This window comes from Bradyrhizobium sp. 87 (assembly GCF_023073015.1).
Lineage (GTDB): Bacteria > Pseudomonadota > Alphaproteobacteria > Rhizobiales > Xanthobacteraceae > Bradyrhizobium > Bradyrhizobium canariense_D.
This window is the reverse complement of the sequence record NZ_JADPIQ010000128.1, coordinates 44,503-69,857: the sequence shown is the minus strand read 5'-3', so window position 1 is coordinate 69,857 and position 25,355 is coordinate 44,503. Positions and strand designations below refer to the sequence as shown.

Annotated in this window: 25 protein-coding genes; 13 read left to right on the top strand and 12 right to left on the bottom strand. The window is 63.5% G+C overall.

The window, feature by feature from the left end:
* Positions 1-47: 47 nt before the first annotated feature.
* From IVB50_RS31655 to IVB50_RS31625, 7 genes are all read right to left on the bottom strand, one after another.
* Positions 48-743: an ABC transporter ATP-binding protein gene (locus tag IVB50_RS31655; RefSeq protein WP_026232421.1), complete on the bottom strand. Its 696-nt coding sequence runs from the start codon at positions 741-743 to the stop codon at positions 48-50.
* Positions 736-1,470, bottom strand: a complete 735-nt coding sequence (locus IVB50_RS31650; RefSeq protein WP_018452918.1) for an ABC transporter ATP-binding protein — start codon at positions 1,468-1,470, stop codon at positions 736-738. Before IVB50_RS31650 ends, IVB50_RS31655 begins: the two co-directional genes overlap by 8 nt.
* Positions 1,457-2,563, bottom strand: coding sequence for a branched-chain amino acid ABC transporter permease (locus tag IVB50_RS31645; protein ID WP_018452917.1), 1,107 nt, complete (start codon positions 2,561-2,563; stop codon positions 1,457-1,459). Before IVB50_RS31645 ends, IVB50_RS31650 begins: the two co-directional genes overlap by 14 nt.
* Before the next feature lie 6 nt (positions 2,564-2,569).
* Entirely contained in the window at positions 2,570-3,787 is a 1,218-nt protein-coding gene (locus IVB50_RS31640; RefSeq protein WP_018452916.1) for a substrate-binding protein, read from the bottom strand.
* A gap of 4 nt (positions 3,788-3,791) precedes the next feature.
* Positions 3,792-4,649: a branched-chain amino acid ABC transporter permease gene (locus IVB50_RS31635; protein WP_018452915.1), complete on the bottom strand. Its 858-nt coding sequence runs from the start codon at positions 4,647-4,649 to the stop codon at positions 3,792-3,794.
* Positions 4,650-4,757: 108 nt separating this feature from the next.
* Positions 4,758-6,272: an amidase gene (locus IVB50_RS31630; protein WP_026232420.1), complete on the bottom strand. Its 1,515-nt coding sequence runs from the start codon at positions 6,270-6,272 to the stop codon at positions 4,758-4,760.
* 173 nt (positions 6,273-6,445) lie between these two features.
* A complete protein-coding gene (locus tag IVB50_RS31625; protein WP_085384113.1) occupies positions 6,446-7,633 on the bottom strand; it encodes a substrate-binding domain-containing protein in 1,188 nt (395 codons plus the stop codon).
* 178 nt (positions 7,634-7,811) lie between these two features.
* Here IVB50_RS31625 and IVB50_RS31620 point away from each other — a divergent pair, with 178 nt between their 5' ends.
* A complete protein-coding gene (locus tag IVB50_RS31620; RefSeq protein ID WP_007599198.1) occupies positions 7,812-8,246 on the top strand; it encodes a MarR family transcriptional regulator in 435 nt (144 codons plus the stop codon).
* A 220-nt stretch (positions 8,247-8,466) separates the two neighbouring features.
* Here the strand turns inward: IVB50_RS31620 and secA are convergent, their stop codons facing one another.
* Positions 8,467-11,307, bottom strand: coding sequence for a preprotein translocase subunit SecA (secA, locus tag IVB50_RS31615; RefSeq protein WP_204512793.1), 2,841 nt, complete (start codon positions 11,305-11,307; stop codon positions 8,467-8,469).
* Positions 11,308-11,668: 361 nt separating this feature from the next.
* On the opposite strand from secA, the gene IVB50_RS31610 reads away from it, so the two are divergent.
* From IVB50_RS31610 to IVB50_RS31585, 6 genes are all read left to right on the top strand, one after another.
* Positions 11,669-12,601, top strand: a complete 933-nt coding sequence (locus tag IVB50_RS31610; RefSeq protein WP_018452911.1) for a peptidylprolyl isomerase — start codon at positions 11,669-11,671, stop codon at positions 12,599-12,601.
* Between the two features lie 102 nt (positions 12,602-12,703).
* On the top strand, positions 12,704-13,945 hold the full coding sequence (gene argJ / locus IVB50_RS31605) for a bifunctional glutamate N-acetyltransferase/amino-acid acetyltransferase ArgJ (protein ID WP_026232418.1): 1,242 nt from the start codon (positions 12,704-12,706) through the stop codon (positions 13,943-13,945).
* Between the two features lie 296 nt (positions 13,946-14,241).
* A complete protein-coding gene (locus IVB50_RS31600) occupies positions 14,242-15,804 on the top strand; it encodes a pilus assembly protein TadG-related protein (RefSeq protein WP_245288362.1) in 1,563 nt (520 codons plus the stop codon).
* Between the two features lie 11 nt (positions 15,805-15,815).
* Positions 15,816-16,376: a TadE/TadG family type IV pilus assembly protein gene (locus IVB50_RS31595; protein WP_018452907.1), complete on the top strand. Its 561-nt coding sequence runs from the start codon at positions 15,816-15,818 to the stop codon at positions 16,374-16,376.
* Positions 16,373-16,924 carry a TadE/TadG family type IV pilus assembly protein gene (locus tag IVB50_RS31590; protein WP_018452906.1) on the top strand — a complete coding sequence of 184 codons (552 nt, stop codon included), beginning with the start codon at positions 16,373-16,375 and terminating at the stop codon, positions 16,922-16,924. Before IVB50_RS31595 ends, IVB50_RS31590 begins: the two co-directional genes overlap by 4 nt.
* Positions 16,925-16,980: 56 nt before the next feature.
* Positions 16,981-17,391: a (deoxy)nucleoside triphosphate pyrophosphohydrolase gene (locus tag IVB50_RS31585; RefSeq protein ID WP_018452905.1), complete on the top strand. Its 411-nt coding sequence runs from the start codon at positions 16,981-16,983 to the stop codon at positions 17,389-17,391.
* 158 nt (positions 17,392-17,549) lie between these two features.
* Here the strand turns inward: IVB50_RS31585 and IVB50_RS31580 are convergent, their stop codons facing one another.
* Complete coding sequence (locus IVB50_RS31580; RefSeq protein WP_026232416.1) at positions 17,550-18,419, bottom strand: methyltransferase domain-containing protein; 870 nt, start codon at positions 18,417-18,419, stop codon at positions 17,550-17,552.
* 116 nt (positions 18,420-18,535) lie between these two features.
* Between IVB50_RS31580 and IVB50_RS31575 the strand changes: the two genes are divergently transcribed.
* The 5 genes from IVB50_RS31575 to IVB50_RS31555 all read left to right on the top strand — a co-directional run bounded on the left by IVB50_RS31575 (position 18,536) and on the right by IVB50_RS31555 (position 21,393).
* A complete protein-coding gene (locus IVB50_RS31575; RefSeq protein ID WP_007599187.1) occupies positions 18,536-18,850 on the top strand; it encodes an NIPSNAP family protein in 315 nt (104 codons plus the stop codon).
* Between the two features lie 65 nt (positions 18,851-18,915).
* On the top strand, positions 18,916-19,713 hold the full coding sequence (locus IVB50_RS31570) for a ComF family protein (protein WP_026232415.1): 798 nt from the start codon (positions 18,916-18,918) through the stop codon (positions 19,711-19,713).
* 47 nt (positions 19,714-19,760) lie between these two features.
* Positions 19,761-20,036 carry a glutaredoxin 3 gene (grxC, locus tag IVB50_RS31565; RefSeq protein WP_018452902.1) on the top strand — a complete coding sequence of 92 codons (276 nt, stop codon included), beginning with the start codon at positions 19,761-19,763 and terminating at the stop codon, positions 20,034-20,036.
* Positions 20,033-20,911: a carbon-nitrogen hydrolase family protein gene (locus IVB50_RS31560; protein WP_018452901.1), complete on the top strand. Its 879-nt coding sequence runs from the start codon at positions 20,033-20,035 to the stop codon at positions 20,909-20,911. Before grxC ends, IVB50_RS31560 begins: the two co-directional genes overlap by 4 nt.
* Positions 20,908-21,393, top strand: a complete 486-nt coding sequence (locus IVB50_RS31555; protein ID WP_018452900.1) for a DUF1178 family protein — start codon at positions 20,908-20,910, stop codon at positions 21,391-21,393. The genes IVB50_RS31560 and IVB50_RS31555 overlap by 4 nt, the downstream gene beginning before the upstream one ends.
* Here IVB50_RS31555 and IVB50_RS31550 read toward each other — a convergent pair.
* From IVB50_RS31550 to IVB50_RS31540, 3 genes are all read right to left on the bottom strand, one after another.
* Entirely contained in the window at positions 21,390-22,289 is a 900-nt protein-coding gene (locus IVB50_RS31550) for an EamA family transporter (protein WP_018452899.1), read from the bottom strand. The genes IVB50_RS31555 and IVB50_RS31550 overlap by 4 nt on opposite strands.
* Positions 22,290-22,541: 252 nt before the next feature.
* Positions 22,542-23,315: a bifunctional 2-polyprenyl-6-hydroxyphenol methylase/3-demethylubiquinol 3-O-methyltransferase UbiG gene (gene ubiG, locus IVB50_RS31545; RefSeq protein ID WP_018452898.1), complete on the bottom strand. Its 774-nt coding sequence runs from the start codon at positions 23,313-23,315 to the stop codon at positions 22,542-22,544.
* A gap of 14 nt (positions 23,316-23,329) precedes the next feature.
* Positions 23,330-23,797: a PH domain-containing protein gene (locus IVB50_RS31540; RefSeq protein WP_018452897.1), complete on the bottom strand. Its 468-nt coding sequence runs from the start codon at positions 23,795-23,797 to the stop codon at positions 23,330-23,332.
* Between the two features lie 150 nt (positions 23,798-23,947).
* Between IVB50_RS31540 and IVB50_RS31535 the strand changes: the two genes are divergently transcribed.
* Entirely contained in the window at positions 23,948-25,204 is a 1,257-nt protein-coding gene (locus tag IVB50_RS31535) for an aspartate kinase (protein WP_085348397.1), read from the top strand.
* The last annotated feature ends 151 nt before the right edge of the window (positions 25,205-25,355 follow it).

Sequence of the window (25,355 nt, the reverse complement as noted above, 5' to 3'; positions counted from 1 at the left end):
GCATGACAGCCGAGTTCGGTGTGAGAGCGACGCGCTTCACGCGCGCCCTACGGCGCCAGATACCGCAGCAGCTCCGGATTGCCCCTCACCTCGCCCGCTTCGCCTTGCAGCGCGACGCGGCCGCGGTCCAGCACGTAGGCGTAATCGGCGACGCGGAGCGCGAGGTCGAGGTGCTGCTCGACGATGATGACGGCGATGGTTTTCGCAAGCTCGATCAGGCGCTCGGTGATCTCCTCGATTACGCCGATCCAGACGCCTTCGGTCGGCTCGTCGAGCAGAAGAAGTTTTGGATCGCCCAGCATGGCGCGGCCGATGGCGAGCATCTTGCGCTCGCCGCCGGAAAGCGTGCCGGCGGGCTGGTCGAGGCGCTGGCCGAGCTTTGGGAAGATGGTCAGCACGTGCTCGACCGCGTCGGCTTTCCTGCTCGCGAGCGACCCGACCGCGAGATTGTCGCGCACCGACAGGCGCGCGAACACCGAATGCTCCTGCGGCACGTAGCCGATGCCGGCGCGCACCCGCTCCTGGGTCGCGCGGCGGCTGATGTCGCGGCCATCGAAGGCGACCTCGCCCTTCCACGCCGGCAGTTCGCCGACGATGGTCTTCATCAGCGTGGTCTTGCCGGCGCCGTTGCGGCCCAGCACGGCGACACCGCCGCGCCAGGGAATGCCGAGGTTGACGTCGAACAGGACCTGGCTGCGACCATAGCCGGCGTCGAGATGCTTGATGTCCAAAAATTCAGGCACGGCGCAAATAAATCTCCTGGACGGCCTTGTTGGCCTGGATCTCCGACACCGTGCCGGACGCCAGCACCTTGCCCTGGTCGAGCACGGTGAGACGATCGCAGATGTCGCGGATGAAATCGAGATCGTGCTCGACGATGACCAGCGAGCAATGCTTTTTGATCGGCTGCAGCAATTCACCGGTGACGCGGCGCTCCTCCAGGCTCATGCCGCCGGTCGGCTCGTCCAGCAGCAGAAGCTTCGGCTTGCAGGCCAGCGCCATCGCGATCTCCAGCCATTGCTGCTGGCCGTGCGACAGCGCCGCCGCCGCGTCGAAAGCGCGGTTGGCGAGGCGAAATTGCGTCAGCATGGTCATGACCTGATCGTGCAAGAGCCCGCGCGTGCGCGAGAACACGAGATCGAACAGCGAGGATTGCGCCTGCAGCGCGAGCAGAATGTTGTCGTAGAGCGTCAGCGTCGGCAGCACGGATGTGATCTGAAATTTCAAGCTCATACCGGCGCGGGCACGCTCGGTCGGCGTGAACGCGGTGATATCGGCGTTGACGAAGGAGACCTTGCCCTGTGTCGGCACCTCGGCGCCGGCGATGCACTTCATCAGCGTGCTCTTGCCGGAGCCGTTCGGGCCGATCAGGCCGTGAAACTCGTTCTCGCCGACGGTCAGCGCGGCGCCGTCGAGCGCGGTGAGCTTCCCGAAGATCTTCTTGACGCCGCTGGCTTCAAGGAGCGGCATCGCGCTTCTCCTTCCCGGTCTTCCTGGATTTGCCACCAAAGCTGCCGACCCGCTCGCGCTCGCCGAGCACGAAGCTGATCAGGCCGAGCGGCCGGAACAGAATCACCAGCAGGAGCAGCACGCCAAGGATGATCGGCCAGACCTCGCGGTAATTGTCCGAGAGCCAGAAGCTGACGCCCTCAACGATGACGGCACCGATGACGGCGCCGATCAGCGTGCCGGAGCCGCCGAACAGCACATAGAGCACCACTTGCGTCGAGACCACGACGCCGACCATGTTGGGCCAGACGAAACCTTCGTGGAAGGCATAGAGGCTGCCGGCGAGGCCGGCCACTGCGCCTCCGATCGCAAAAATGATCGCCTTCAGATGCTGCGCCTTGTAGCCGAAAAAGGCGATGCGCTGCTCGTTCTCGCGCAATCCCGCGAGCGCCAACCCGAACTGCGAGCGCACCAGAAAGCGGCAGAGGAGATAGACCACGACGAGCAGGCCAAGCACGAGATAATAGAACGGCGGCCCTTCCGAGAACTCGTAACTGCCGAGCGTCATCGAGGAGATCGAGGGGATGCCGTTCTGGCCACCGAGATAGTACCAGCCGCGCGCAAGCCGATCGGCGGCGTAGGATCCGGTCAGCGTGCCCAGCGAGACGAAGATCACGCTGGAGGGATGCCGTCCAAGCAGCAGGAAGCCGCCCAGCAGTAGCGCAAAGGTGAGCCCGATCATGGTGCCCGCGGGCAGCACCAGGAAGATGTTGGTAATGTTGAGATCGCGCGCGAGCAGCGCCACGCCATAGCCGGCCGAGCCGAAAAACAGCGCCTGGCCGAAGCTCATGATGCCGGCATAGCCCCACACCAGATCGAATGACAGTGCGAACAGCGCGAGGATGATCACGCGCGTCGCGAACACCGTGAGGTAGTCCTGCAGCACCAGCGGGGCGAGCAGCGCCACGACGAGCACGACGCCCTCCACGATCGGCAGGATTTTCCGCACCGAACCGGCTTGCCCTGCTGATCCGTGTTCAACCATGGCAACGTTCTGCTCCCCGCCGATCTCGGCGGGGACTGCCTGCTTCGCTGCGCCCATCGCTTTCGGCATTCGACTCTAGCATTCCTTGGGATCGACGAGTCCGTCGCTGCGTCCGACGATCTCGTAGTTCCCGCCTTTGGCGACAGCGGTGTACATCTTCATCTTGCAGTGGCGCTTGCCCGGCACCATCTCGGCAGGTCCGCCGGGACCTTCGGCGATCTTGGCATGATCGAGCGCAGCGGCGACCGAGTCGCGATCGACCTTGCCGGCTTCCTTGACGGCGGCTTCCCACAGTTTCAGGCCGCGATAGGTGCCGGTGGCGGCGCTGCCGGCAGCGAACAGGAAGTTGCCCGGGAAATCCTTCTCGTAGGCCGCCTGGATTTTTGCGTCGAACGGGTTCTCCTTGGTGAGCACCTTGAAATAATCGAGACAGCTGGCGAGACCCTCGATCTCGGCCGCCTGATTGATGTTGAGCGTGTTCTCGTCATAGTAGACGCAGGCCAGCCGTCCGCCATTCTTGAGAAAGCCGGCCTCGTAGAGCTGCTTGAAGAACGGACCGACGCCGGGCGGGATGACGGTGTTGAAGACGACGTCGACTTTGTTGGAGATGATGCGGTTGACGGTCGAGGAGAAGTCGACCTGGTCAAGCGGATAGTATTCCTCGAACACGACCTCGCCGCCGTTGGCCTCGATCACCTTGCGGGCGTAGACGTTGAGTGTGTGCGGCCAGACATAGTTGGCGCTCGGCAGCGCGAACTTCTTGCCGCCGTTCTTGATCAGCCAGGGAATGAACTCGTCACACTGCTGCGCCGGCGTCGGCCCGGTACAGAACAGATAAGGCGTGCACTCCTTGCCTTCGTAGAGCTGCGGATAGATGTAGAGCGTCTTGCCGCGCGCGACGATCGGGTCCTTGATGGCGTTGCGCATCGACGAGGTGATGCCGCCCAATACCATGTCGACCTTGTCGCGCTGGATCAGCTTGCGGACGTTGCCGACCGCGACGGATTCGTTCGAGGCGGTGTCCTCGACAAAGAGCTCGAGCGGGCGGCCGAGCAGACCGCCGCCGGCGTTGATCTCCTTGATCACCATCTTGGCGACGTTGGCGTCGGCATTGCCGGCGTAGGCAATCGGCCCGGTGAGGTCGGTGGCGATGCCGACCTTGATCGGGGCTTCGGCCGCATTGGCCCAGGGCGCCGGGATCACCCAACTGCCGACGCCGGTTGCGACTGCACCGGAGGCAAAGGCGAGATTCGAAAGGAACCGGCGACGGGAGAGCTGAGAACGATCGGACATGTGACTAAACCCCTTTTCCAGCAATGAGGCCCTGCGGCCGGAATTTGATGAAGACGATGGCGAGAACGAAGACGAGGACATCGGCCACGACGGGCGCCATCACCCAGGGCAGCGCGGCGCTGAGCGTGCCGATGACGCCGGCGCCCGCGACCGGCCCGATGAAGGAGCCGACGCCGCCGACCATGACCGCGACAAAGCCCTGGATCAGGAAGCGCAGGCCGAGATCGGCGAACAGGCTGAACACCGGCACGATCAGTGCGCCGGCAAGGCCAGCAAGCGCCGCGCCGAACGCAAAGGTGGCGCCGTAGATCAGCGGCGTGGAGATTCCGGAGGCGCGGGCCAGCGAAGGATTTTCCAGGGTAGCGCGCACGCGCAGGCCGAAGCTGGTGCGCGCCAGCAGCAGATAGCAGCCGCCCATCACCAGCGCCGTGATGATGATGATGGTGAAGCGCCAGGCCGAGATGTGCATGGCACCGATATCGATCGAGCCGCCGATCGGCTCCGGCACGGTGAGATAGAAGCCGCCGATCAAGCCGCGCACGGATTCGCGGATGATCAGGCCGAGCGCATAGGTGCCGAGCATGGCGACGATGGGGGCTGCGTAGAAGCGTCGGATGATCAGCGCCTCCAGCACGAAGCCGAGCGCGCCGACAATGAATGGTGCGGCGACCATGCCGGCCCAGATCGGCAGGCCATTGGCGTAGGCAAGATAGGTGATGTAGGCCCCGAGCAGGACGAACTCGCCCTGCGCGAAGTTGAAGATGCCCATCATGCTGGCGATGATCCCGAGCCCCAGCACGATCAGGACGATGATCGCACCAAAGCTCAGGATCTCGAACGCCGCGACGAACGCGTTAGCCATGCGCCGGAGCCTTTCCCGTTCCGAAGGAATCGGAACGGGGCTCCGGCTTGATGTCTTGACGCGTCCGAAAACGCTTCCCTGTTACGTCCGTCTGCATGAGTCCCTCGCTCACATCTTCTTCCAGTCGCCGATCTGCTCGAAGGCGTGGGCGGCGCGGTAGATGGTGGATTCCTCGAACATGCGGCCGACCAGCATCAGGCCGACGGGCAGGCCGTCGACCATGCCGCAGGGCAGCGACATCGCCGGATGATGGGTGATGTCGAACGGCGCGGTGTTGGAGATCATCTCCAGCGCACGCGCGACATAGTCTTCGCGGCTGGCCGTGGGCTCCGGCAGCTTCGTCGCCTTCATCGGCGTCGTCGGCAGCAGCAGCAAATCGTAGTCTTTGAAGGCCTTGTCGTAAGCCGCGGTCAGGCGTCGGGAGATGTTGAGAGCCTTGCCGTAATAGCGCGGACCGAAGGTGTTGTTGATGTAGGTGCCGAGCAGCAGGAACAGCTTTGTGGTCTCGGACAGAGAATCCGCCTGCCGCCGCCAGCCGCGATGGAAGTCCATCAGCGTGGTCGAGTAGAGATCGGAGCGGGACAGACCATAGCCGTCGCCATACATCATGGTCTGGGTCATGCCCTCGGTGCCGATCGGCGTCCAGATCGCGGGACCCATGAGATGCATCGGGATCGAAACGGTCTCGACCGTGGCGCCCAAATCCTTGAATCGCTTTGCGGCCTCGCGCACGCTCTCGTTCACGGCGGCTTCGGCCGTCGCCTGCTCAAAGCCTTCCTTGAGGATGCCGATCCTCATGCCCTTGACGCCCTGGCCGAGCGCCTTGGTGTACTCCTCGACCTTGGGCGCCTTGATGCGGGGGTCGTAGCCGTCGTCGCCGGCCAGCACCTCCAGCAGCAGCGCGTTGTCGGCGACGGTCGCCGTCATCGGGCCGGTGTGGTCGACGAACACCTCGATCGGCATGATGCCGGTGTAGGGCACGAGGCCCCAGGTCGGCTTCATGCCATAGGTGCCGCAGAACGAGGACGGCATGCGGATCGAACCGCCCTGGTCGCCGCCGATCGCCATGTCGACTTCGCCGAGCGCGACGACGACGCCGCTGCCTGACGACGAGCCGCCGGCCGAATAGCCCATCTTGTGCGGATTGTGGACGGCGCCGACCGCATTGGTGTGGCTGCCGCCGGACATGCAGAAGGATTCGCAATGGACTTTTCCGGCGATCTCGGCGCCCGCATCGAGCATGCGGGTGACGATGGTGGCGTCGAAATCGGGCACGTAGCCTTCGAGCGTCGCCGAGCCGTTCATCATGGGAACACCGGCGAGCATGATGTTGTCTTTCAGGGCGACCGTCTTGCCCTTGAGCTTGCCACTCGCCGCCCCCTTCACGGTCGACTTGCGATACCAGGCGTTGCGCGGGTTCTCTTCCGGCGAGGGCCGATAGCCCGGCGTGCGCGGATATTTGACCTCCGGCACCTCGTCCGGCATGGCTCCGACGAGATTGTAGGCCTCGATCGAGCCCTGCATCAGACCGCGGAACGAGGCGACATCGTCGTCGGTCAGCGAAAGGCCGCACTGGTCGGCGACACTGCGCAATTGGGCTGGCGTGGGAAGGACAACTGTCACGGCGCTCTCCTCAAAGGCTTCTTGATCCCTGGAATTGGAATCCCTGGCATTGGAGCCTCATTGGCGCGCGTGTGCGGGCGCGCCCATCGGCTCTACCTTGATATTACAGACGGAAATATTTTCCTTTTCAAGTATTATTTTGGATTCGGGCGTTTGCAGATGGGGCGCCGGCGTCAGATCGGTTTGATCAGCTTGAAATCGAGGCCATCCGCGCCGGCGAGATACATTTGCATCCGGGTATGACCGTTCCTGACGGTGACGGGGCCGCGCGCGCCGCCATAGACGATGTTGCGGCCGGCCGCGAGCATGGGCCCCATCGCCAACGTGCCCGCCTTGTTTGCCACGGCCTCAAGGAAGCGCAGTCCCTCATAGCTGGATTGACCGAGCGAGCCGATCGGGGGGCCGTTCGGTCCGAACATCGCGCGATAGCGGCTCTGGAAGTCGTCGTTGGCCCGCGATCCGATGCCCGGGAAATAGCCGGAGGCACAGAACAGATTTTCGCTGTTGTCGGCGCCGATTCCGAGCAGCACGGTCTCGTCCATCGCCCCGGCCAGCCGCAGCGTCGTGGCGCCGAGGCCGCATTCGCCGAACGCGCGATTGAACGTGATGCTGTCGGTGCCGATCAACGAGATCAGGACGACGTCAGGCCTCGCGGCACGGATGCGCTCCAGATGCGGCTCGTGGTTGTCTTCGCCGAGGGGAACGAACTCTTCGCCGACGACATGGCCGCCGGCCTCCTTGATGTAGCGCTTCACCGCGCGGTGCGACTGCCAGGGCCAGACATAATCGCTGCCGATCAGGTACCAGCGCGCCGCCTTCTTGACGTCGGCAAGCCAGTGGATGGAGGGGCGGCTCTGCCAGCGCGGCGTCTCGCCGATCGCCATGACACCCGGCGTCTGCTCGCCGCCCTCGTAGACGGGCGTATAGATGTAGGGGATACGGTGGCGGGTCGTGACCTTGCGCAGCGCCACACGCACCGCGCTGGTATGCAGTCCCACGATGAGGTCGATCTCATCGGAAGCGATCGCCTGCTCGGCGCGGCTCAGAATCCCGTCGAGCGGCCCGCCGGCATCGTAGATCGAAAGCTCGATCTCGCGCCCGAGAATGCCGCCGCGCTTGTTGATCTCGGCGACCGCGAGCTGCGCGCTGCTTGTCGCGCACGGGCCCCAGACACCGGGCGAGCCGGTGCAGCAAATGAAGCCCCCGATGCGGAGCTTGTTGTGTGCGCCGCGGCGCTTCATGAAATGCGCATCAGCCGGCGACAGGTCGAAATCCGCTGCCGCGGGCGACAGATTCCTGAACAGCAAGGACGGCGGTAACGCCGGACCGCCGTGAGCCGGGAAGTTTACCGTCGCGCGCACGCCAACTCCTGTCTGATACCAGACTTGAAAGCTCATTCAGCAGGCGGCCGCGGCACCCGCCCTATTGTTGGGCAATATCCTATTTTGAAAATATTGAATATTCAAGAATTGAAGTGCATATAGATGCAGCATCGATTGCAAGACATTCACTCATTTGGGTCAAGACAAAGTCTTAGCCGTGGCAAAACCGAACACCCCGATCACCGAACACCTCGCGTACCTGCTCGCGCAAGCCAACCGGGAGATCAACCGGCAGCTCGAACTGCGGTTGAGCAAGGAAGGCGTGCCCGTCGAGCAGTGGCGCATTCTGAAAGTCCTGTCGGATGGCAACGGCCATTCGATGGGAGAGCTCGCGGATGCCGTGCTGCTCAACCATCCGACGCTGACCAAGATGATCGATCGCATGGTCTCGGACACGCTGGTCTACCGCGTGCAGGACCCGAACGACCGCCGCAAGGTCCTGATGTTCATCTCCGATCGCGGCAAGGTGCTGAGCAAGAAGCTCAACTCGCTCGCGGTCGACCAGGAAGAGCACATCCTCGAGAGCTACGGCGACAAATCGACGAGCGAATTGAAGCGGCTGCTGGAGAGCTTGATCGACAGCTCGAATTGAGCTGGCGTGTTTAGCAAGCTCTCTCCACACGGTCGTCCCGGCGAAGGAGATGGAGCCGCGCGCCCCATACTCGATGTCATCGCCCGATTTAATCGGGCGATCCAGTATTCCAGAGACTGACGTGATTGAACCGAGAAGCCGTGGCGTACTGGGTCGCCCGGCTAAACCGGGCGACGACAGTGGAATGTGCGGCGCCGACGTCGCACCTCACACCTGATCGCTAAGCGTACCGCCCGTGGCAGTGCTTGTACTTCTTGCCTGAGCCGCAGGGGCAATCCTCGTTGCGGCCGATCTTGCCCCAGCTTGCCGGGTTCTTGGGATCGCGCAACGCCGCGTCGGTGGCCTGCGCTCCGAGCGTGACGCTCGCGAGCGCCATTTCGTCCTCGCCGGTGTTCGGGTCGAACTTGTGCGCTTCCATCGGCGGCAGCACCGGGGCTTCCTGCTCCGGCGGCACGATCTCGACCCGCATCAGCTGCGCCGTGACGGCCTCGCGCAGATGCGCGCTCATCTCCTGGAAGAGGTTGAACGCCTCGGTCTTGTACTCCTGCAGCGGATCGCGCTGGCCGTAGCCGCGCAGGCCGATGACCTGGCGCAGATGGTCGAGCATGATCAGATGCTCGCGCCAGAGATGGTCGAGCGTCTGCAGCAGGATGGTCTTCTCGACGTAACGCATCACGTCGGGACCCCATTGCGCGACCTTTGCGGCCATGTGCTCGTCGGCGCGGGTCTCGATGCGCGTGAGCAGCTCCTCGTCGGCGATGCCCTCTTCCTTGGCCCAGTCCTCGACCGGCAGGTCGAGATCGAGCACGCGCTTGAGCTCTTCCTTCAGGCCCGCGACGTCCCACTGCTCGGCATAGGCATGCTCGGGCACGTGCTTGGCGACGAGGTCGTCGATGAAGGCGTGGCGCATGTCGGCGACGGTCTCGGCGACGCTGTCGTCCTTCATCAGGTCGACGCGCTGGTCGAAGATCACCTTGCGCTGGTCGTTCTGGACGTTGTCGAACTTGAGCAAATTCTTGCGGATATCGAAGTTGCGCGCCTCGACCTTCTGCTGCGCCTTTTCGAGCGCCTTGTTGATCCAGGGATGGATGATGGCCTCGCCCTCCTGCAGGCCGAGACGCTGCAACATGCTGTCGAGGCGATCCGAGCCGAAGATGCGCATCAGATCGTCTTCCAGCGACAGGAAGAATTTCGAGCGGCCGGGATCGCCCTGACGGCCGGAGCGGCCGCGGAGCTGGTTGTCGATGCGGCGGGATTCGTGGCGCTCGGAGCCCATGATGTAGAGGCCGCCGGGCTTCTTCACGGTCTTGGCGGGCTTCGAACCCTTCGCGGGCTCGATCTCGACCTCTTCCTCGGCCTTCAGCACGATGTCGCGGAAGTGCTCGATGTCGGCCTTGATCTGCTCGATCTTCAAGGCCTTCTCGGCTTCGTCCTCGATCGAAGCGGCCTCCTGCTGGATGCGCATTTCCAGCGAGCCGCCGAGCTTGATGTCGGTGCCGCGGCCGGCCATGTTGGTCGCGATCGTGATCGCGCCGGGGACGCCGGCTTCCGCGACGATGTAGGCTTCCTGCTCGTGGAAGCGCGCGTTGAGCACCGCGAACAGCTTTGCCGGTTTGCCGGCGCGGGCCGCCGCGTACAGCTTCTGCATCGAATTTTCGTTACCGAAATCGATCTGCCGATAGCCGTGCTTCTTGAGATATTCGGCGATCACTTCCGATTTTTCGATCGAGGCGGTGCCGACCAGCACCGGCTGCAGCCGCGCATTGGCGCGCTCGATCTCGGCCAGAATCGCGGCGTATTTCTCGTTCTGGGTGCGATAGACCTCGTCGTCTTCGTCGAGACGGGCGACCGGCAAATTGGTCGGGATCTCCACGACCTCGAGCTTGTAGATGTCGAACAATTCGTCGGCTTCGGTCAGCGCCGTGCCGGTCATGCCCGCGAGCTTTTCGTACATCCGGAAATAGTTCTGGAAGGTGATCGAGGCCAGCGTCTGGTTTTCCGGCTGGACCTGCACGTGCTCCTTGGCTTCCAGGGCCTGATGCAGGCCTTCCGAATAGCGGCGGCCCTGCATCATGCGACCGGTGAACTCGTCGATGATGACGACCTCGTCGTCGCGGACGATGTAGTCCTTGTCGCGCGTGAACAGCGTGTGGGCGCGCAGCGCCTGATTGATGTGGTGCACGACGGAAACGTTCTCGACGTCGTAGAGCGATTCACCCTTGAGCTGGCCGGCATCGCGCAGCAGCGTCTCGATCTTCTCCATGCCGGCTTCGGTCAGCGTCACCGTGCGCTGCTTCTCGTCGACGTCGTAGTCGGACTTGTCGAGCTTGGGCAGGAAGCCGTCGATGGTGTTGTAGAAGTCGGAGCGGTCGTCGAGCGGGCCGGAGATGATCAGCGGCGTGCGCGCTTCGTCGATCAGGATGGAGTCGACTTCGTCGACGATCGCGTAGAAGTGCGGCCGCTGGACCATGTCCTCGAGCCGGTACTTCATGTTGTCGCGCAGATAGTCGAAGCCGTATTCGTTGTTGGTGCCGTAGGTGATGTCGCAGGCATAGGCCGTCTTGCGCTCGGAATCGTCGAGGCCGTGCACGATCACGCCGGTGGTCAGGCCGAGGAAGCCGTAGATCTGGCCCATCCAGGCGGAGTCGCGGCGGGCGAGGTAGTCGTTGACCGTGACGACGTGGACGCCCTTGCCGGCGAGCGCGTTGAGGTAGACCGCGAGCGTTGCGACCAGGGTCTTGCCTTCGCCGGTCTTCATCTCGGCGATGTCGCCCTCGTGCAGCACCATGCCGCCGATCAGCTGGACATCGAAATGGCGCTGGCCGAGCGTCCGCTTGGCGGCTTCACGGACCGTGGCGAAAGCGGGGACCAGCAGGTCGTCAAGGGTCTTGCCCTCGGCGAGCTGCTTCCTGAACTCGACGGTGCGGGCCTTGAGGGCCTCGTCGGAGAGTTTCGAGACCTCGGGCTCCAGCGCGTTGATCGCGTTGACGCGGGACTGATATCCCTTCACCCGCCGGTCGTTGGCGGAGCCGAAAAACTTGCGGGCGAGCGCGCCGATCATGCTTAGTTCCTGTGTTCGCGATTCAACCGCGTTCGCGTTGCAGCCAAGAGGTTGTCACCCGCCTGCCTATCAACTCACCGTGACGCCTGCTGGGCGCCAGAGCCCCGTCTGCGGGGGGTCCATCCGCCATATGGGTGGGAGTTGGGCAAGTCTGGGTTCAACGGCCAAAAACGCAGCAAAATAAACGCCATCGCATGGACGCGACCGGGCAGAGATATGGCCCGGTCAGGGCCTTGTCAACGGCGGGTGCATTGCGGCTAATTCATCATTTTGACAGACTTTTCGCGTTGCCAAGGCCCCCTGAATTGGGCGAGTGTCCGCCCCGCTCGAGCAGCCCCCTGCTTCAACAAAAGGATTTTCCATGACCACCTCGTTCCCGGTAACCAGAACCGGCCTGCGCTTCGGCCTCGCCACCGCCCTCGTGGGCTGCCTTGCGCTGGCGCTGATCGCGGGTCCCGGCCGGGCTGCCGACGATCCGGTGCTGGCGAAGGTCAATGGCGCGGAAATCAAGAAGAGCGACGTCGCCATGGCCGAAGAGGAACTCGGGCCGAGCCTCGCCCAGATGGACCCGGCGACCAAGGACGAGAACGTCCTGTCCTTCCTGATCGACATGAAGATCGTCGGCAAGGCCGCCGAGGACAAGAAGCTCGCCGAGGGCGAGGAGTTCAAGAAGCGGCTCGCGTTCGCCCGCAACCGCCTGCTGATGGACAGCCTGCTCGCCGGCGAGGGCAAGGCCGCCACCACCCCGGATGCCATGAAGAAGGTCTATGAGGAGGCCTCCAAGCAGATCACCGGCGAGCAGGAAGTGCACGCCCGCCACATCCTGGTCGAGACCGAGGACGAGGCCAAGGCGGTGAAGGCCGAACTCGACAAGGGCGCCGATTTCGCCGAACTCGCCAAGAAGAAGTCCAAGGATCCGGGCTCGGCCGACGGCGGCGACCTCGGCTTCTTCACCAAGGAGCAGATGGTGCCGGAATTCTCGGCGGTCGCCTTCGCGCTCGAGCCGGGCAAGATCTCCGACCCCGTGAAGTCGCAGTTCGGCTGGCACGTCATCAAGGTCGAGGAAAAGCGCAGCCGCAAGGCGCCGGACTTCGAGCAGGTCAAGGCGCAGATCGAGCAGTATGTCACCCGCAAGGCCCAGGCCGATTACGTCGCCAAGCTGCGCGCGGAAGCCAAGGTCGAGCGGCTGGACCAGCCGGCGGATGCGGCAAAGGACGCCAAGCCGGCCGATGCGGCCAAGCCGGCTGACGCCAAGCCGTCCGACAGCAAGATGGCGCCCCCGGCGAAGAAGTAAGAATTCGCTGTCACTTCGGTGACGTGAAGAGTATCTAAGCCTTTGTGATGCCCGGCCCCCGCGCCGGGCATCTGCATGTCCAGATCCCACCAAGGCGCCCCGATGTCCTCCTCCGTTTCCCCCCTCGCCCCGAAACACGTTCCCGACATGCCCGTGATCGCGGGGGTCCGTCTCGCGACGGCCGAAGCCGGCATTCGCTACAAGAACCGCACCGACGTGCTGCTGGCGGTGATGGACAAGGGCACCGCGGTCGCAGGCGTCTTCACCAAGTCGAAATGTCCCTCCGCGCCGGTGGAATGGTGCCGCGCCAAGCTGAAAGGCGGCAAGGCCCGCGCGTTGGTGGTCAATTCCGGCAACGCCAATGCCTTCACCGGCAAGACCGGCCGCAGCTCCACGGCACTGACCGCGAAGATCGCGGCCAAGGCCGTCGGATGCACCGAGGGTGAGATCTTCCTGGCCTCGACCGGCGTGATCGGCGAGCCGCTGGATGCGACCAAGTTCGACGGCGTGCTCGGGAGGCTCGCGGAAACCGCCGAGGCCGGCGATTATCTCGCCGCCGCCAAGGCGATCATGACCACCGACACCTTCCCGAAGGTCGCGACCGCGACCGTGAAGCTCGGCAAAGCCAAGGTCACCATCAACGGCATGGCCAAGGGTGCCGGCATGATCGCGCCCGATATGGCGACGATGCTGTCCTTCATCTTCACCGACGCACCGATCGCGCCTGCCGCGCTGCAGGCGCTGCTCAAAAGCGGCGTCGAGGACACCTTCAACGCGGTCACGATCGACGGCGACACCTCGACCTCGGACACGCTGCTGGCCTTTGCCACCGGTGCTGCTGCGGAACACGGCGCGCCGAAGATCAGTCGCGCCACCGACCCGCGCCTGAAAGCCTTCGTCAAGGCCTTCAACCAGGTGCTCGCCAATCTTTCCGAGCAAGTGGCCCGCGACGGCGAAGGCGCGCGCAAGCTGGTCGAGATCACCGTCGAGGGCGCCAAGACCAAGGCCTCGGCGCGCAAGATCGCGATGTCGATCGCGAACTCGCCGCTGGTGAAGACCGCAATCGCCGGCGAGGACGCCAATTGGGGCCGCGTGGTGATGGCGGTCGGCAAGGCCGGCGAGCCGGCTGACCGCGACAAGCTCTCGATCTCCTTCAACGGCATCCGCGTCGCCAGGAGCGGCGCGCGAGATCCGTCCTATGACGAGGCGCAGGTGTCGGAAGCGATGAAGGCGCCGGAGATCGCGATCAAGGTCTCGCTCGGCCTCGGCAAGGGCCGCGACCGCGTACTGACCTGCGACCTCACCAAGGAGTATGTCGCGATCAACGGGGATTACAGGTCGTGAATCTGATGTCCCTCTCTTGGTTCTCCACCGGAGAACGAGGTCCAGCATGCAGCCGGGCGAGGAGCTCGCTTCAATTTCCTGGCTGCCTTTAGCTTTCGTTAATGATGCCGCTCGATCCGGCAGCGTCGGATTTTCGGCCACCCATGTTCGCGACATCGGCGTAAGCTTTACTTAACAGCCCATCTTCAAAGTTCCGCTCTGCCGAGAGGTCGTCAGAGGCCGCCCGGTTGCGCTCCCGGTCCTCGATCCCCGATCGGCCAGAGAAATTGCCTCTGCCGGGACCCACGGCGATTAGGATGAAGATCATGCTTCGGGCTTGGTTGTATCGTTTTGCCAGAAATCGCAAGGCCAACGTCGCCGTGATGTTTGCAATTGTGATGGTTCCGACAATCTTTCTGCTCGGGATGGCGCTGGACTATACGCATACGCAGCACATGAAGGTTGATCTCGACTCTGCCGTCGATGCTGCCGCCGTCGCCGCCGTCACCTCGACGATGATGCAGAAGAGCCCGCAGGTCGCCCAAACCACAGCGAAGAACGTTTTCAACATCACCGCGAATGGCCTGGTCAGCAACAACAACCTGGCCGCACCGCCAACTCTCACGGTCACCGTCAATTGCAGCAAACCCGACTCCACAACGGGCTACTGTACCTACGCTCCCTGCCCCGGCCTGGACTCTGTCTTTGCTGACCCTGTCAACTCAAACAACCAAGTCGTTCGCAACGTCCAGGTTTGCTACACTGCGGCCGCAAACAACGCCTTCCCGAGCGTGCTCAAGCAGGTGAGTTGGCCGTTCGCAGGCCAGGCAGCGACACGCAACCAGGGCGCGCCCAACATCGATTTCTATCTCTTGCTGGACGCCTCGCCTTCCATGGCGATCGGCGCGACCTCGAGCGACATCAAAACGCTGATCGCGAACACGCAAAAGCAGGTCGATTCATCGACCGGGACGAAAGGATGCGGATTCGCATGCCACCAGACTAATCCTGCCGCGGACAATCTGGGCAATCCAGGCGGGATTGATAACTACCAACTTGCTCGCAATCTTGGCCTCACGTTACGGATCGATCGGGTAACGCAAGCGGTCAAATCGCTGATGAATACGGCCTATCAGATATCGAGCATCAACAGAAATACGTATGGGGTTGCGATCTATACCTTCGATACTGCTCTAAACAATTCTCCGACAAGCGGCAGCAGTTCGGCGGTCTTCGCACCTTCCGGAAAACCTGGGGTGGTGCGAACTCCCACGACGCCTGCCACAACGACCAGCTACACGGTAGCGACCATCCAGAGCAAGGCCGACAACATTCAGGTCCTGCCGGTCTACAAGAACAACTGGCTGACATCGTCGAACAATAATAGCGACGCCGACACCAGCATTGCGGGCGGATTAAGCGCTCTCAACAAGATCATGCCGACTCCGGGGAACGGCACCAATGTCGCCAACGATACGCCACAGGAAGTCGTCTTCCTCGTTACCGACGGCCTTGAGGACGTGAACATCACGACCGACCCGTACACGAACTCCTGCAATAAGAAACTCACTGGTAAGCGCTGCCAGCAACCGCTCGACCCCGCGATCTGCACCACCATCAAGAACAGGAAGATCCGTATCGCGGTGATCTACACCGAATACGACGACTCGGCGCTACATACATCCAACGGCTGGTACGATTCATGGATCTACCCCTTCAACAGCACGTCCACCGGCTCGACCAGCCAGATCGAGACAAATCTGCAAGCCTGCGCCTCGTCGCCCGATTTGTACAAAAAGGTGGCGACCGACGACGACATTACGTCCGCGCTCCAGAGCCTGTTCCTGAAGGTCGCGTCCGATCCGCGCCTGACCCAGTAGAGAAAGCAGTCATGACCGCCGCGCACGCCGTGCCCACAACCAAACGCCGCCGCTGGCGCGCGTTCCTTGCCGACCGGAACGGCGCAACCGCGGTCGAGTTCGCGCTGATCGGTCCGGCATTCATCGCTTTGTTGCTCGGAATCATCCAGACCTTCCTTGTTTTCTTTGCCCAGCAGCTCCTGGAGCAAGTGGTGAACCAATCGAGCCGGGCGATCCTGACGGGGCAGGCGCAGGCCGCGAGCATGACCCAAGCCCAGTTTGCCACTGCAGTCTGCTCCAACGTTGTGATCTTGTTCGACTGCAGCAAGATGATGATCGACGTCCAAGTAGCCGGATCATGGTCTTCGGCGAACACTGGCGCGCCAGCCCTGACGTTTGACGGCAGCGGCAACGTGACGAACGTCTGGAAATTCAACCCCGGCAATCAGGGCGACATCGTTGTCGTGCGGGTGATGTATCAATGGCCGGTTTTCCTAGGTCCGCTCGGCTTCAATCTGGCGAACCAGTCGAATGGCAAACGCCTGATCATGTCATCCACGGCTTTCATGAACGAGGCCTTTGTCAACTCATGAGCCGGATGCTTCATTACGTGCGAAACTTGTGGGCCGACACGCGCGCGGTGGCCGCGGTGGAATTCGCGATTGTGGTGCCGTTCATGCTGCTGCTCTATGTGGGCGGCGTCGAACTCGGGAACGGGCTCGCCATCAGCGTCAAGGTCAGCGAAACCGCCCACACGGTCGCGGACCTGGTGTCACGAAACGCGTGCGTCACCGATGCATCGCTAAGCACCATGCTTGGAGCATCGGCGGTGACGATCGCTCCCTATGCCTCAGCGAATACGACGGTAGTCGTGTCGGAAGTATCCACGGACGCCAGCGGCAAAGCGACGGTGACCTGGAGCAAAGCACTCAACGGCACCGCGCGGCCAGTAGCTCAGCAGGTGATTTTGCCAGCGGCCCTCGGCACGCCCTCACCTTCCAACACATCGTTGATACTCGGCGAGGTGACGTATCAATACACGCCCAACCTTGGCTATGCGATCACCGGGACTATCCCGATCGGCGAGAACTATTACCTGTTTCCACGCGTTTCCTCCGCCGTACAGTATCCATGCAGCTGAAATATCGCCGGCCGAGCCGGTAGAACCGCACGGCGATTGCGGCTAATGAAAGCGGCATGGCTGATCTCAAACTGACGCTCGTGGTGGCTTGCGCGCTGGTCGACGCCGACAAGCGCGTCCTGATCGCGCAGCGCCCCGAGGGCAAGACGCTGGCCGGCCTTTGGGAATTTCCCGGCGGCAAGTGCGAGCCCAGCGAGCGGCCGGAACAGAGCCTGATCCGCGAACTCCACGAGGAGCTCGGCATCACCGTCGCCGAACCCTGTCTGGCGCCGCTGACGTTCGCGAGCTACGGCTACGAGACCTTCCACCTCCTGATGCCGCTCTTCATTTGCCGGCGCTGGGAGGGACAGGTCACGCCGCGCGAAGGCCAGGCCCTGGCCTGGGTTCGCGCCAACAAGCTGCGCGACTATCCCATGCCGCCCGCGGACATTCCGCTGATCCCGCATTTGATTGATTTGTTGATGTGAATTCGAAGCGGGCACCACACTCTCGGCGTCATGCCCGGGCTTGTCCCGGGCATCCACGATCTTCGTGCTGAACCGAGAGGCGTGGATGGCCGGGACATAGGCGAGCGGAAGCGACGCCGTCCCTCGGACGGCATGCCGGCCATGACGGCGGAAAGAGCTTACGTCCCTCCGGCCTTCTTCACCGCTTCCGCCAGGCTCGCCTTCGCTGATCCAGGCTTGAGCGGCTGCTGCTGGCTCGCATGCGGCGCCCAGCCGGAAAGCCAGATGATGTCGAATGTCGCACGGATGCGGCCGTCGGCGTCGGCAAAGCGTTCCGCGTAGATTTCAGCCATCCGCAGCAGCGTCGATCGCCGGCTGGGCGTGCGTCGCCGCTCGATCAGCACATTGGCGGCGCCCATGCGCCTGATATCCTGCATCAGCGCGAACGCGTTGGCGTAGCGCACCACGACGCGGTCGACATCGGTGACCGGCAGCGCAAACCCCGCCCGCTGCAACAGCGCGCCAACGTCGCGCAGATCGGCGAACGGTGCGACTCGCGGCGATACGCCGCCCTCGCATTCGGCCTCGGCGGCGGCAAAGGCCTGGCGCAGCTCGGTCAGGCTGTCGCCGCCGATCATCGCCGCCAGCAGCAGCCCGTCCGGCCTCAGCGCGCGACGGATCTGCGCGAGCACACCCGGCAGATCGTTGGCGAATTGCAGCGCCAGCGCCGAGACCACGAGATCGAGGCTCTCCGGTGCAAAGGGTAGCTTCTCCGCACCCGACGCATCGAGCTCAATGCGCTCGATCGAGGGCAGTCGCGCGCGCAGCACCGCGAGACCCTCGCCGGGCGTCCAGAGATCGGCCGCCGTGTGAAACTCCCGCATTACCGCGGCAAGCCGGTCGGAGATGTCCTCGGCGACCCGATCCAGCAGGAAGCTCGCGGCACCTTGCGCCTGCGCGCGGCGCTGTCGCGCGCGCAGCAAAGCACGATCGAACAAAGCGGGCGGGGTTTGTGGGTCTTGAGCCATGCCGCTGGTTACGCCGATCATGCTGGTTCTGGCAATCCACTGCGCGCGGCGCTAGCCTTGCCTCATGGAGCCGACACCGGCCCCCGTGTTCCAAACTAGCAATCCGCACCAGGCCCGCGGCGCCGGAGCGTCAAACGATGATCACCTGTTATCTGCGATACGAGATCCCCCCGGACAAGCTCGCCGAATTCGAAGCCTATGGCAGGATGTGGCTGGAACTAGTGCCAAGATTCGGCGGCATCCACCACGGGTACTTCCTGCCATCGGAAGGCGCCAGCGACGTCGCCCTCGCGATGTTCAGCTTCCCGAGCTTCGCGGCGTACGAACAATATCGGAAGGACAGCGCCGAAGATCCGGACGTCCAGAAAGCGATCGAGTTCGCAAGGCAAACGCGCTGCTTTCGCCGTTATGAGCGATCGTTCTTCCGGCCCGTGCTGCCGAAAGAGCCGTAGGCCGGGCGCGGACGAGAACAGCCCATTGACTTGAGCGTGGCGCAGGACGGCGCTAGCCTTGCCCAATGGACGCCGAGGCATCACCACCACGCTCCATTTCCAGCCATTTGCGCGGCGCGCTTCAGGCCTGCCGAGGTGTGATGGCGCATCTGCCAAGGCTTGCACTCGACATCGCGCTGCCGACGCTGTGCGTGTCCTGCCGCGAGCCGGTCGACGGCGAGGGCGTGTGCGCGGCGTGCTGGGCGCGGCTGTCGTTCATCGAACGGCCCTACTGCCCGCGGCTCGGCATTCCTTTTGTGTACGATCCCGGGCCCGACATGCTGTCGATGGAGGCGATCGCGAGCCCGCCGGCCTACCAGCGGGCGCGCGCCGCGGTGCGTTATGACGACGTCGCGCGCACCCTGGTGCATGCGCTGAAATACCAGGATCGCACGGATTTGGCGCCCGCCATGGGCCGCTGGATGGCGCGCGCGGGCGGCGAACTGCTCGCCGAGGCTGACATGCTGGTGCCCGTTCCCCTGCATTGGCGAAGGGCCTGGCGCCGCCGTTACAACCAGTCCGGGGCGCTGGCGCGGATCATCGAGCGGCAGAGCGGAGTGAAAGTGAAGGCTGAGGTGCTGCGCCGGGTACGCGCGACCGAGCAGCAGATCGGCCTGTCGCGGGCCCAGCGCGCCACCAATGTGCAGGGCGCATTCCAGGTATCCCCCGACCGCCAGGCGGACGTCCAGGGTCGGCGCATTGTCCTCATCGACGACGTCCTGACGTCGGGCGCGACGCTGGATGCGTGTGCGCGGGCCCTGCTCCGGGCCAAAGCGGCGCAAGTGGACGTGCTGGTGTTTGCCCGGGTTGTCGAGAGCCGGTGAAGTCCCATATAATTCAATGAATTCATGACATGAGAGCGCCAGACAAGATGACCGCTGCTGTCGAGATCTACACGAGGCCGGGCTGCGGCTATTGTTCCGCCGCCAAGTCGCTGCTGACCCGCAAGAAGGCGACGTTCACGGAGTTCGATATCGCCAAGAACCCGTCCTGGCGCCAGGAGATGTACGATCGCGCCGGCGAGGGCTCGACCTTCCCTCAGATCTGGATCGGCGGAGCCCATGTCGGGGGCTGCGACGAGCTCTACGCGCTCGATCGCGAAGGCAAGCTCGACGGCATGCTCGAAAGCGTCAAGGCGGAGTCATGAGCGACAACAGGACCTTCACGGCGGCTATGGTGCAGATGCGCACCGGCCTGATGCCCGAGCCCAGCCTCGCGCAGGCCACCAGGCTGATCCGCCAGGCTGTAGCCAATGGCGCCGACTACGTGCAGACGCCCGAAGTCAGCAACATGATGCAGCTCAACCGCAAGGCCCTGTTCGAGCACCTCCAGAGCCAAGACGACGACAGCTCGCTGAGGGCGTACCGGGCGCTCGCGGCGGAACTGAAGATCCACATCCATGTCGGCTCGCTGGCGCTGCGCTTTTCGGACGAGAAAGCGGTCAACCGCTCGTTCCTGATCGGGCCCGAGGGCAATGTGCTCGCGAGCTACGACAAGATCCACATGTTCGATATCGAGCTGCCTGACGGCGAGAGCTATCGCGAATCCGCCAATTACCAGCCGGGCGAGACGGCCGTGATCTCCGACCTGCCCTGGGGCCGCGTCGGCCTGACGATCTGTTATGACGTGCGCTTCCCCGCGCTCTACCGCGCGCTGGCCGAAAGCGGCGCGTACTTCATCACGGTGCCCTCGGCCTTTACCCGCAAGACCGGCGAGGCGCATTGGCACGTGCTGTTGCGTGCGCGCGCGATCGAGACCGGTTGCTTCATCTTCGCCGCGGCACAGGCAGGCCTGCACGAGAACAAGCGCGAGACTTATGGCCATTCGCTGATCATCGATCCCTGGGGCGAGATCCTCGCCGAAGGCGATGTCGAGCCCGGCATCATCATGGCAAAAATCGATCCGGCCAAGGTCGAGACCGCGCGCCGCGCGATACCCTCACTCCAGCACGGCCGCCGCTTCGGCGTCGCCGACCCCAAGGCGGGGCCGGATCATCTGCACCTGGTGCGGGGATCGGCATGATCCGCTACGCGCTCCGCTGCGACCGGAGCCACGACTTCGAGAGTTGGTTCCAGAGCTCGGCCGCGTACGACCAGCAGGTGAAGCGCAAGCTCGTGACCTGTCCGATTTGCGGCTCGGCCAAGGTCGACAAGGCGATCATGGCGCCGCGCATCGTCGGCAAGAAGGGCCGCGGACGCGCCACGCCCCCGCCTGAGCCCACCGCCACGATGACCGCGCCCGAAGCTGCGCAATCCGCACCGACCTCGCTGCTGATGGCGCAGGAGCGCGAGCTGCGCGCCAAGCTCAAAGAGCTGCGCGATCACATCGTGAAGAACGCCGACAATGTCGGCGAGCGATTCGCCACCGAAGCCCGCGCGATGCATTACGGCGACAAGGAGCACCGTCCGATCTATGGCGAGGCCTCGCCCGACGAGGCCAAGTCGCTGATCGACGAAGGCATCGAGGTGTCGCCGCTGCCGACGCTGCCGGAAGATCGGAATTAGACTCCCACCAACACCGCCACGCCGACCACGATCAGCACGATGCCAATAATCTCGCGCGGCGCGATCGGCTGCTTGAACGAATAGTACGCCACGCCTTGCGCGAACAGCACCTCGATCAAAGCGAGGGTGCGGACATTGGCGGCGGCCGTCAGCGCGAACGCCAGGAACCAGAACTGCGAGGCGAAGGCGCCCATGAAGCCGGCGAGCAGCGATGGCTTCCAAAGCCTCAGGATCGACTGAAGCACTTTTGGCGCCCGCCAGAGCAGATAGACCGTCAGGATCAGCGTCTGCACGAACAGGCCGAGCACCAGCGTGAACGATGCCGCAGTCACGAACGAGACATCAGGCACGTTGATGATGGCGCCGCGGAAGCCGACCGCAGAGAGCGCGAAGGCCGCGGCCGCGACGAGGCCGGTGATGGTCGGCTTCAATTCGGCAAAGCTCTTCTCGCCGCCGGGCCGCAGCGCGGTGATGACGACGCCGATTGTCGCGATCACGATCGCAAGCACCTTCAGCCATGTCAGATGATCGCCGAGGAAGACGAAGCCGAAGATGGCGGTCTGGATCGCCTCGGTTTTCAAATAGGCCGTCGTCACCACGAAGGAGCGGTCGTTCATGGCGAGCAGCATCAGGCCGGTCGCGACGATCTGGCTGAGCGCGCCGAGCAGGAGCCACGGCCAGAACACACCGGGCGGCATATCGAGATGATCGCCGGTGGCGACCAGCACCACCGCCAGGAAAAGCAGCGAGAACGGAAAGCCGAACAGGAAGCGGATATTGGTTGCGCCCCAGGTCCCCAGCGGCTTCGTCAGCGACCGCTGCATCGCATTGCGCGCGACCTGGCCGAGCGCGGCAATGACGGTGAAGGGAATCCAGAGGCTGGCGATGGTCAACATGGGTGGGACTGCGCTGGGAGCGAGAGGACGTTGAGTCAACGTGCCGCTCGCGCTCAAGCAGGTCAATCACGCGGATGTCATGGGTGCGATGCTTGCCTGACGAATTCGGTGTCGTCCTGGACAAGCGAAGCGCAGATCCAGGACCCATTACCCCAGGGAGTGGTTTGGCGAAGACTCGTAATTATCAGTTTTCGCCTAACTAAACCCTGGCTTTCGCCAGGACGACGCCGAATGTTTGGAAGCGGCAACGCCTCACACCATGCCTTCCGCCACCACCATGTAGTTCACGTCCATGTCTGACGAGAGGGTCCATTTGTCGGCGAAGGGGCTGTAGACGACGCCGGTCTGCTCGGTGATGACCAGGCGGTTGTCGAGCAGGTATTTCGTCAGCTCGTCGGGGGTGACGAACTTGTTCCACTCGTGGGTGCCGCGCGGCAGCCAGCGCAGGACATATTCAGCGCCGACGATGGCAAGCGCAAAGCTCTTCCAGTTCCTGTTCAGCGTCGAGACCACCATCAGGCCGTTCGGCTTCAGCATCGCGGCGCAGCGCTTCAGGAAAACGCCGACGTCGACGACGTGCTCGACCACCTCCATCGCCAGAACGATGTCGAAGCGCTCGCGCGGGTCGATCTCCTCAACCGTGGTGCAGCGATAGTCGATCGCGAGGTGCGCCTTGTCGGCATGCAGCTTGGCGGCCGCGATGTTGCTGACCGACGGATCGACGCCGATGACCTGCGCACCCAGGCGCGACAACGGCTCGCAGAGCAGGCCGGCGCCACAGCCGATGTCGAGCACGCGCAGACCGCCGAGGCAGTTGAGGCTGCGCGCGTTGCGCTCGAACTTGCGGCAGGCGGCATCGCGGATATACCCGAGCCGCAGCGGGTTGATCCGGTGCAGCGGTGCCATCTTGCCGTTGGGATCCCACCACTCGACCGAGAGCTTTGAGAATTTCGCGATCTCGGCGGCATCGACGGTCGAGCCCGGCGAGGTGCTTGCGGTTACGGAAGTATCTTGCTGCATGCTCATGGTTACGCGCGGTCCTACCGCGTGGTGATCGAACTACGGAAGGCGAGCGGCGAGGCGATGGTCTTGATCGTCTCGATCCCCTCGCCGACGCCGCGAATCGTCACGTCGCCGTAGTTGAGAATTCGTCCAAGAATGGTCTGATCGACATCGACGCTCTCGACCTTGTCCAGCGCCATCTCGAAGGTGCGGCGCTTGATGAAGCCGGTCTTGTGCACGACCCGCAAATTGGTCACGTCGGTCTCGGTGGTAAAGCGATGGAACCAGCCCTTCACAGTCCAGTACAGCGCCGCCAGAGCGACCAGGCCGGCCGCAACCAGACAGAGCATGACGAGCCCCTCGACGGTGGTTTGCCGGGACAGGACGAACAGGACCAGCGCCACGATCCAGGCCAGGATCGCCGGAAAATAGAAGATCCAGTGCGCATTGGTCGAATACAGCACCTTCTCGCCAGGCTGCAGGATCTCGTCGATATAGCGCGCCATGATCTCGGTTAACCCACTACCCCGCACCCTGCCCCGCAGGAACCCGCTTGCCCCCGGCCCCGCCGCTATGTATACGCGCGGTCGGTGTCCGCGAGGCCCGTCCAGTGCGGGCCACCATACTGATCCTTATGAAGGAATGCACGCGTCGTCATGAGCCGCCTCGTGATGAAATTCGGCGGCACGTCCGTCGCCAACATCGAACGTATCCGCAACGTCGCACGCCATGTGAAGCGTGAGGTCGACGCCGGCCATGAAGTGGCCGTGGTCGTCTCGGCGATGTCCGGTAAAACCAACGAGCTGGTGGCCTGGTGCACCGAGGCCTCGCCGATGCACGACGCGCGCGAATACGACGCCGTGGTCGCCTCGGGCGAACAGGTGACGTCCGGCCTGCTTGCCATCGTGCTTCAGGGCATGGGTATCCAGGCCCGCTCCTGGCAGGGCTGGCAGATCCCGATCACGACCAGCGACGCCCATGCTTCGGCCCGGATCGAGGGCATCGACGGCAGCGAGATCATCAAGCGCTTCAGGGAGCGCAAGGAAGTCGCCGTGATCGCCGGCTTCCAGGGCATCAACCCCGAGACCAACCGCATCACCACGCTCGGCCGCGGCGGCTCCGATACCTCGGCCGTGGCGATCGCCGCCGCCGTGAAGGCGGACCGCTGCGACATCTACACCGACGTCGACGGTGTCTACACCACCGATCCGCGAATCGTGCCGAAGGCGCGCCGGCTCGACAAGATCGCATTTGAAGACATGCTGGAGCTGGCCTCCCAGGGCGCCAAGGTGCTCCAGGTCCGCTCGGTGGAACTCGGCATGGTCCACAACATGCCAATTTTCGTCCGCTCGAGCTTCGACAAGCCCGAGGATATCGACCCGCATGCCAACCAGCCGCCCGGCACGCTGATCTGCAGCGAGGAGGAGATCATGGAAAGCCACATCGTCACCGGCATCGCCTTTTCGAAGGACGAGGCCCAGATCTCGGTACGCCAGATCGAGGACAAGCCCGGCGTGGCGGCGTCGATCTTCGGCCCGCTCGCCAATGCCAACATCAACGTCGACATGATCGTGCAGAACGTCTCCGAGGACGGGAAGACCACCGACCTCACCTTCACGGTCCCGGCCGCCGACTACACCAGGGCCAAGGAGACGATTACCGCGGCCAAGAGCCAGATCAATTATGCCCGGCTCGACACGGCTACCGATGTCGCCAAGATCTCGGTGATCGGCAGCGGCATGCGCAGCCATGCCGGCGTTGCCGCCCAGGCGTTCTCGGCCCTCGCAGGACGGAATATCAACATCCGGGCCATTACAACCTCCGAGATCAAATTCTCGGTTCTAATCGACACCGCCTATACCGAGCTTGCGGTGCGCACCCTGCACACGCTCTACGGTCTCGATCAGGCTTAGGCTAATTTTCTCTTAGCGGTCGCAGCAAACGCGAAGGTGTCCACACTTTCGCGTTTGGCAGGCGTTTTGCTTGGCAAAACAAGCCCCAATTCGCTATACGGCGAACTGGGTGGGCTGCCAGAAACTGTGCCCCAGTTGAGGCGGTGCTGAT

What these genes read in the sequence shown, in the direction of transcription:
- IVB50_RS31650 (WP_018452918.1), bottom strand. Translation starts at nt 1,470, where the DNA reads ATGCCGCTCCTTGAAGCCAGCGGCGTCAAGAAGATCTTCGGGAAGCTC.
- IVB50_RS31645 (WP_018452917.1), bottom strand. Translation starts at nt 2,563, where the DNA reads ATGCCGAAAGCGATGGGCGCAGCGAAGCAGGCAGTCCCCGCCGAGATC.
- IVB50_RS31640 (WP_018452916.1), bottom strand. Translation starts at nt 3,787, where the DNA reads ATGTCCGATCGTTCTCAGCTCTCCCGTCGCCGGTTCCTTTCGAATCTC.
- IVB50_RS31635 (WP_018452915.1), bottom strand. Translation starts at nt 4,649, where the DNA reads ATGGCTAACGCGTTCGTCGCGGCGTTCGAGATCCTGAGCTTTGGTGCG.
- secA (WP_204512793.1), bottom strand. Translation starts at nt 11,307, where the DNA reads ATGATCGGCGCGCTCGCCCGCAAGTTTTTCGGCTCCGCCAACGACCGG.
- IVB50_RS31610 (WP_018452911.1), top strand. Translation starts at nt 11,669, where the DNA reads ATGACCACCTCGTTCCCGGTAACCAGAACCGGCCTGCGCTTCGGCCTC.
- argJ (WP_026232418.1), top strand. Translation starts at nt 12,704, where the DNA reads ATGTCCTCCTCCGTTTCCCCCCTCGCCCCGAAACACGTTCCCGACATG.
- IVB50_RS31600 (WP_245288362.1), top strand. Translation starts at nt 14,242, where the DNA reads ATGAAGATCATGCTTCGGGCTTGGTTGTATCGTTTTGCCAGAAATCGC.
- IVB50_RS31595 (WP_018452907.1), top strand. Translation starts at nt 15,816, where the DNA reads ATGACCGCCGCGCACGCCGTGCCCACAACCAAACGCCGCCGCTGGCGC.
- IVB50_RS31590 (WP_018452906.1), top strand. Translation starts at nt 16,373, where the DNA reads ATGAGCCGGATGCTTCATTACGTGCGAAACTTGTGGGCCGACACGCGC.
- IVB50_RS31585 (WP_018452905.1), top strand. Translation starts at nt 16,981, where the DNA reads ATGGCTGATCTCAAACTGACGCTCGTGGTGGCTTGCGCGCTGGTCGAC.
- IVB50_RS31580 (WP_026232416.1), bottom strand. Translation starts at nt 18,419, where the DNA reads ATGATCGGCGTAACCAGCGGCATGGCTCAAGACCCACAAACCCCGCCC.
- IVB50_RS31575 (WP_007599187.1), top strand. Translation starts at nt 18,536, where the DNA reads ATGATCACCTGTTATCTGCGATACGAGATCCCCCCGGACAAGCTCGCC.
- IVB50_RS31570 (WP_026232415.1), top strand. Translation starts at nt 18,916, where the DNA reads ATGGACGCCGAGGCATCACCACCACGCTCCATTTCCAGCCATTTGCGC.
- grxC (WP_018452902.1), top strand. Translation starts at nt 19,761, where the DNA reads ATGACCGCTGCTGTCGAGATCTACACGAGGCCGGGCTGCGGCTATTGT.
- IVB50_RS31560 (WP_018452901.1), top strand. Translation starts at nt 20,033, where the DNA reads ATGAGCGACAACAGGACCTTCACGGCGGCTATGGTGCAGATGCGCACC.
- IVB50_RS31555 (WP_018452900.1), top strand. Translation starts at nt 20,908, where the DNA reads ATGATCCGCTACGCGCTCCGCTGCGACCGGAGCCACGACTTCGAGAGT.
- IVB50_RS31550 (WP_018452899.1), bottom strand. Translation starts at nt 22,289, where the DNA reads ATGTTGACCATCGCCAGCCTCTGGATTCCCTTCACCGTCATTGCCGCG.
- ubiG (WP_018452898.1), bottom strand. Translation starts at nt 23,315, where the DNA reads ATGAGCATGCAGCAAGATACTTCCGTAACCGCAAGCACCTCGCCGGGC.
- IVB50_RS31540 (WP_018452897.1), bottom strand. Translation starts at nt 23,797, where the DNA reads ATGGCGCGCTATATCGACGAGATCCTGCAGCCTGGCGAGAAGGTGCTG.
- IVB50_RS31535 (WP_085348397.1), top strand. Translation starts at nt 23,948, where the DNA reads ATGAGCCGCCTCGTGATGAAATTCGGCGGCACGTCCGTCGCCAACATC.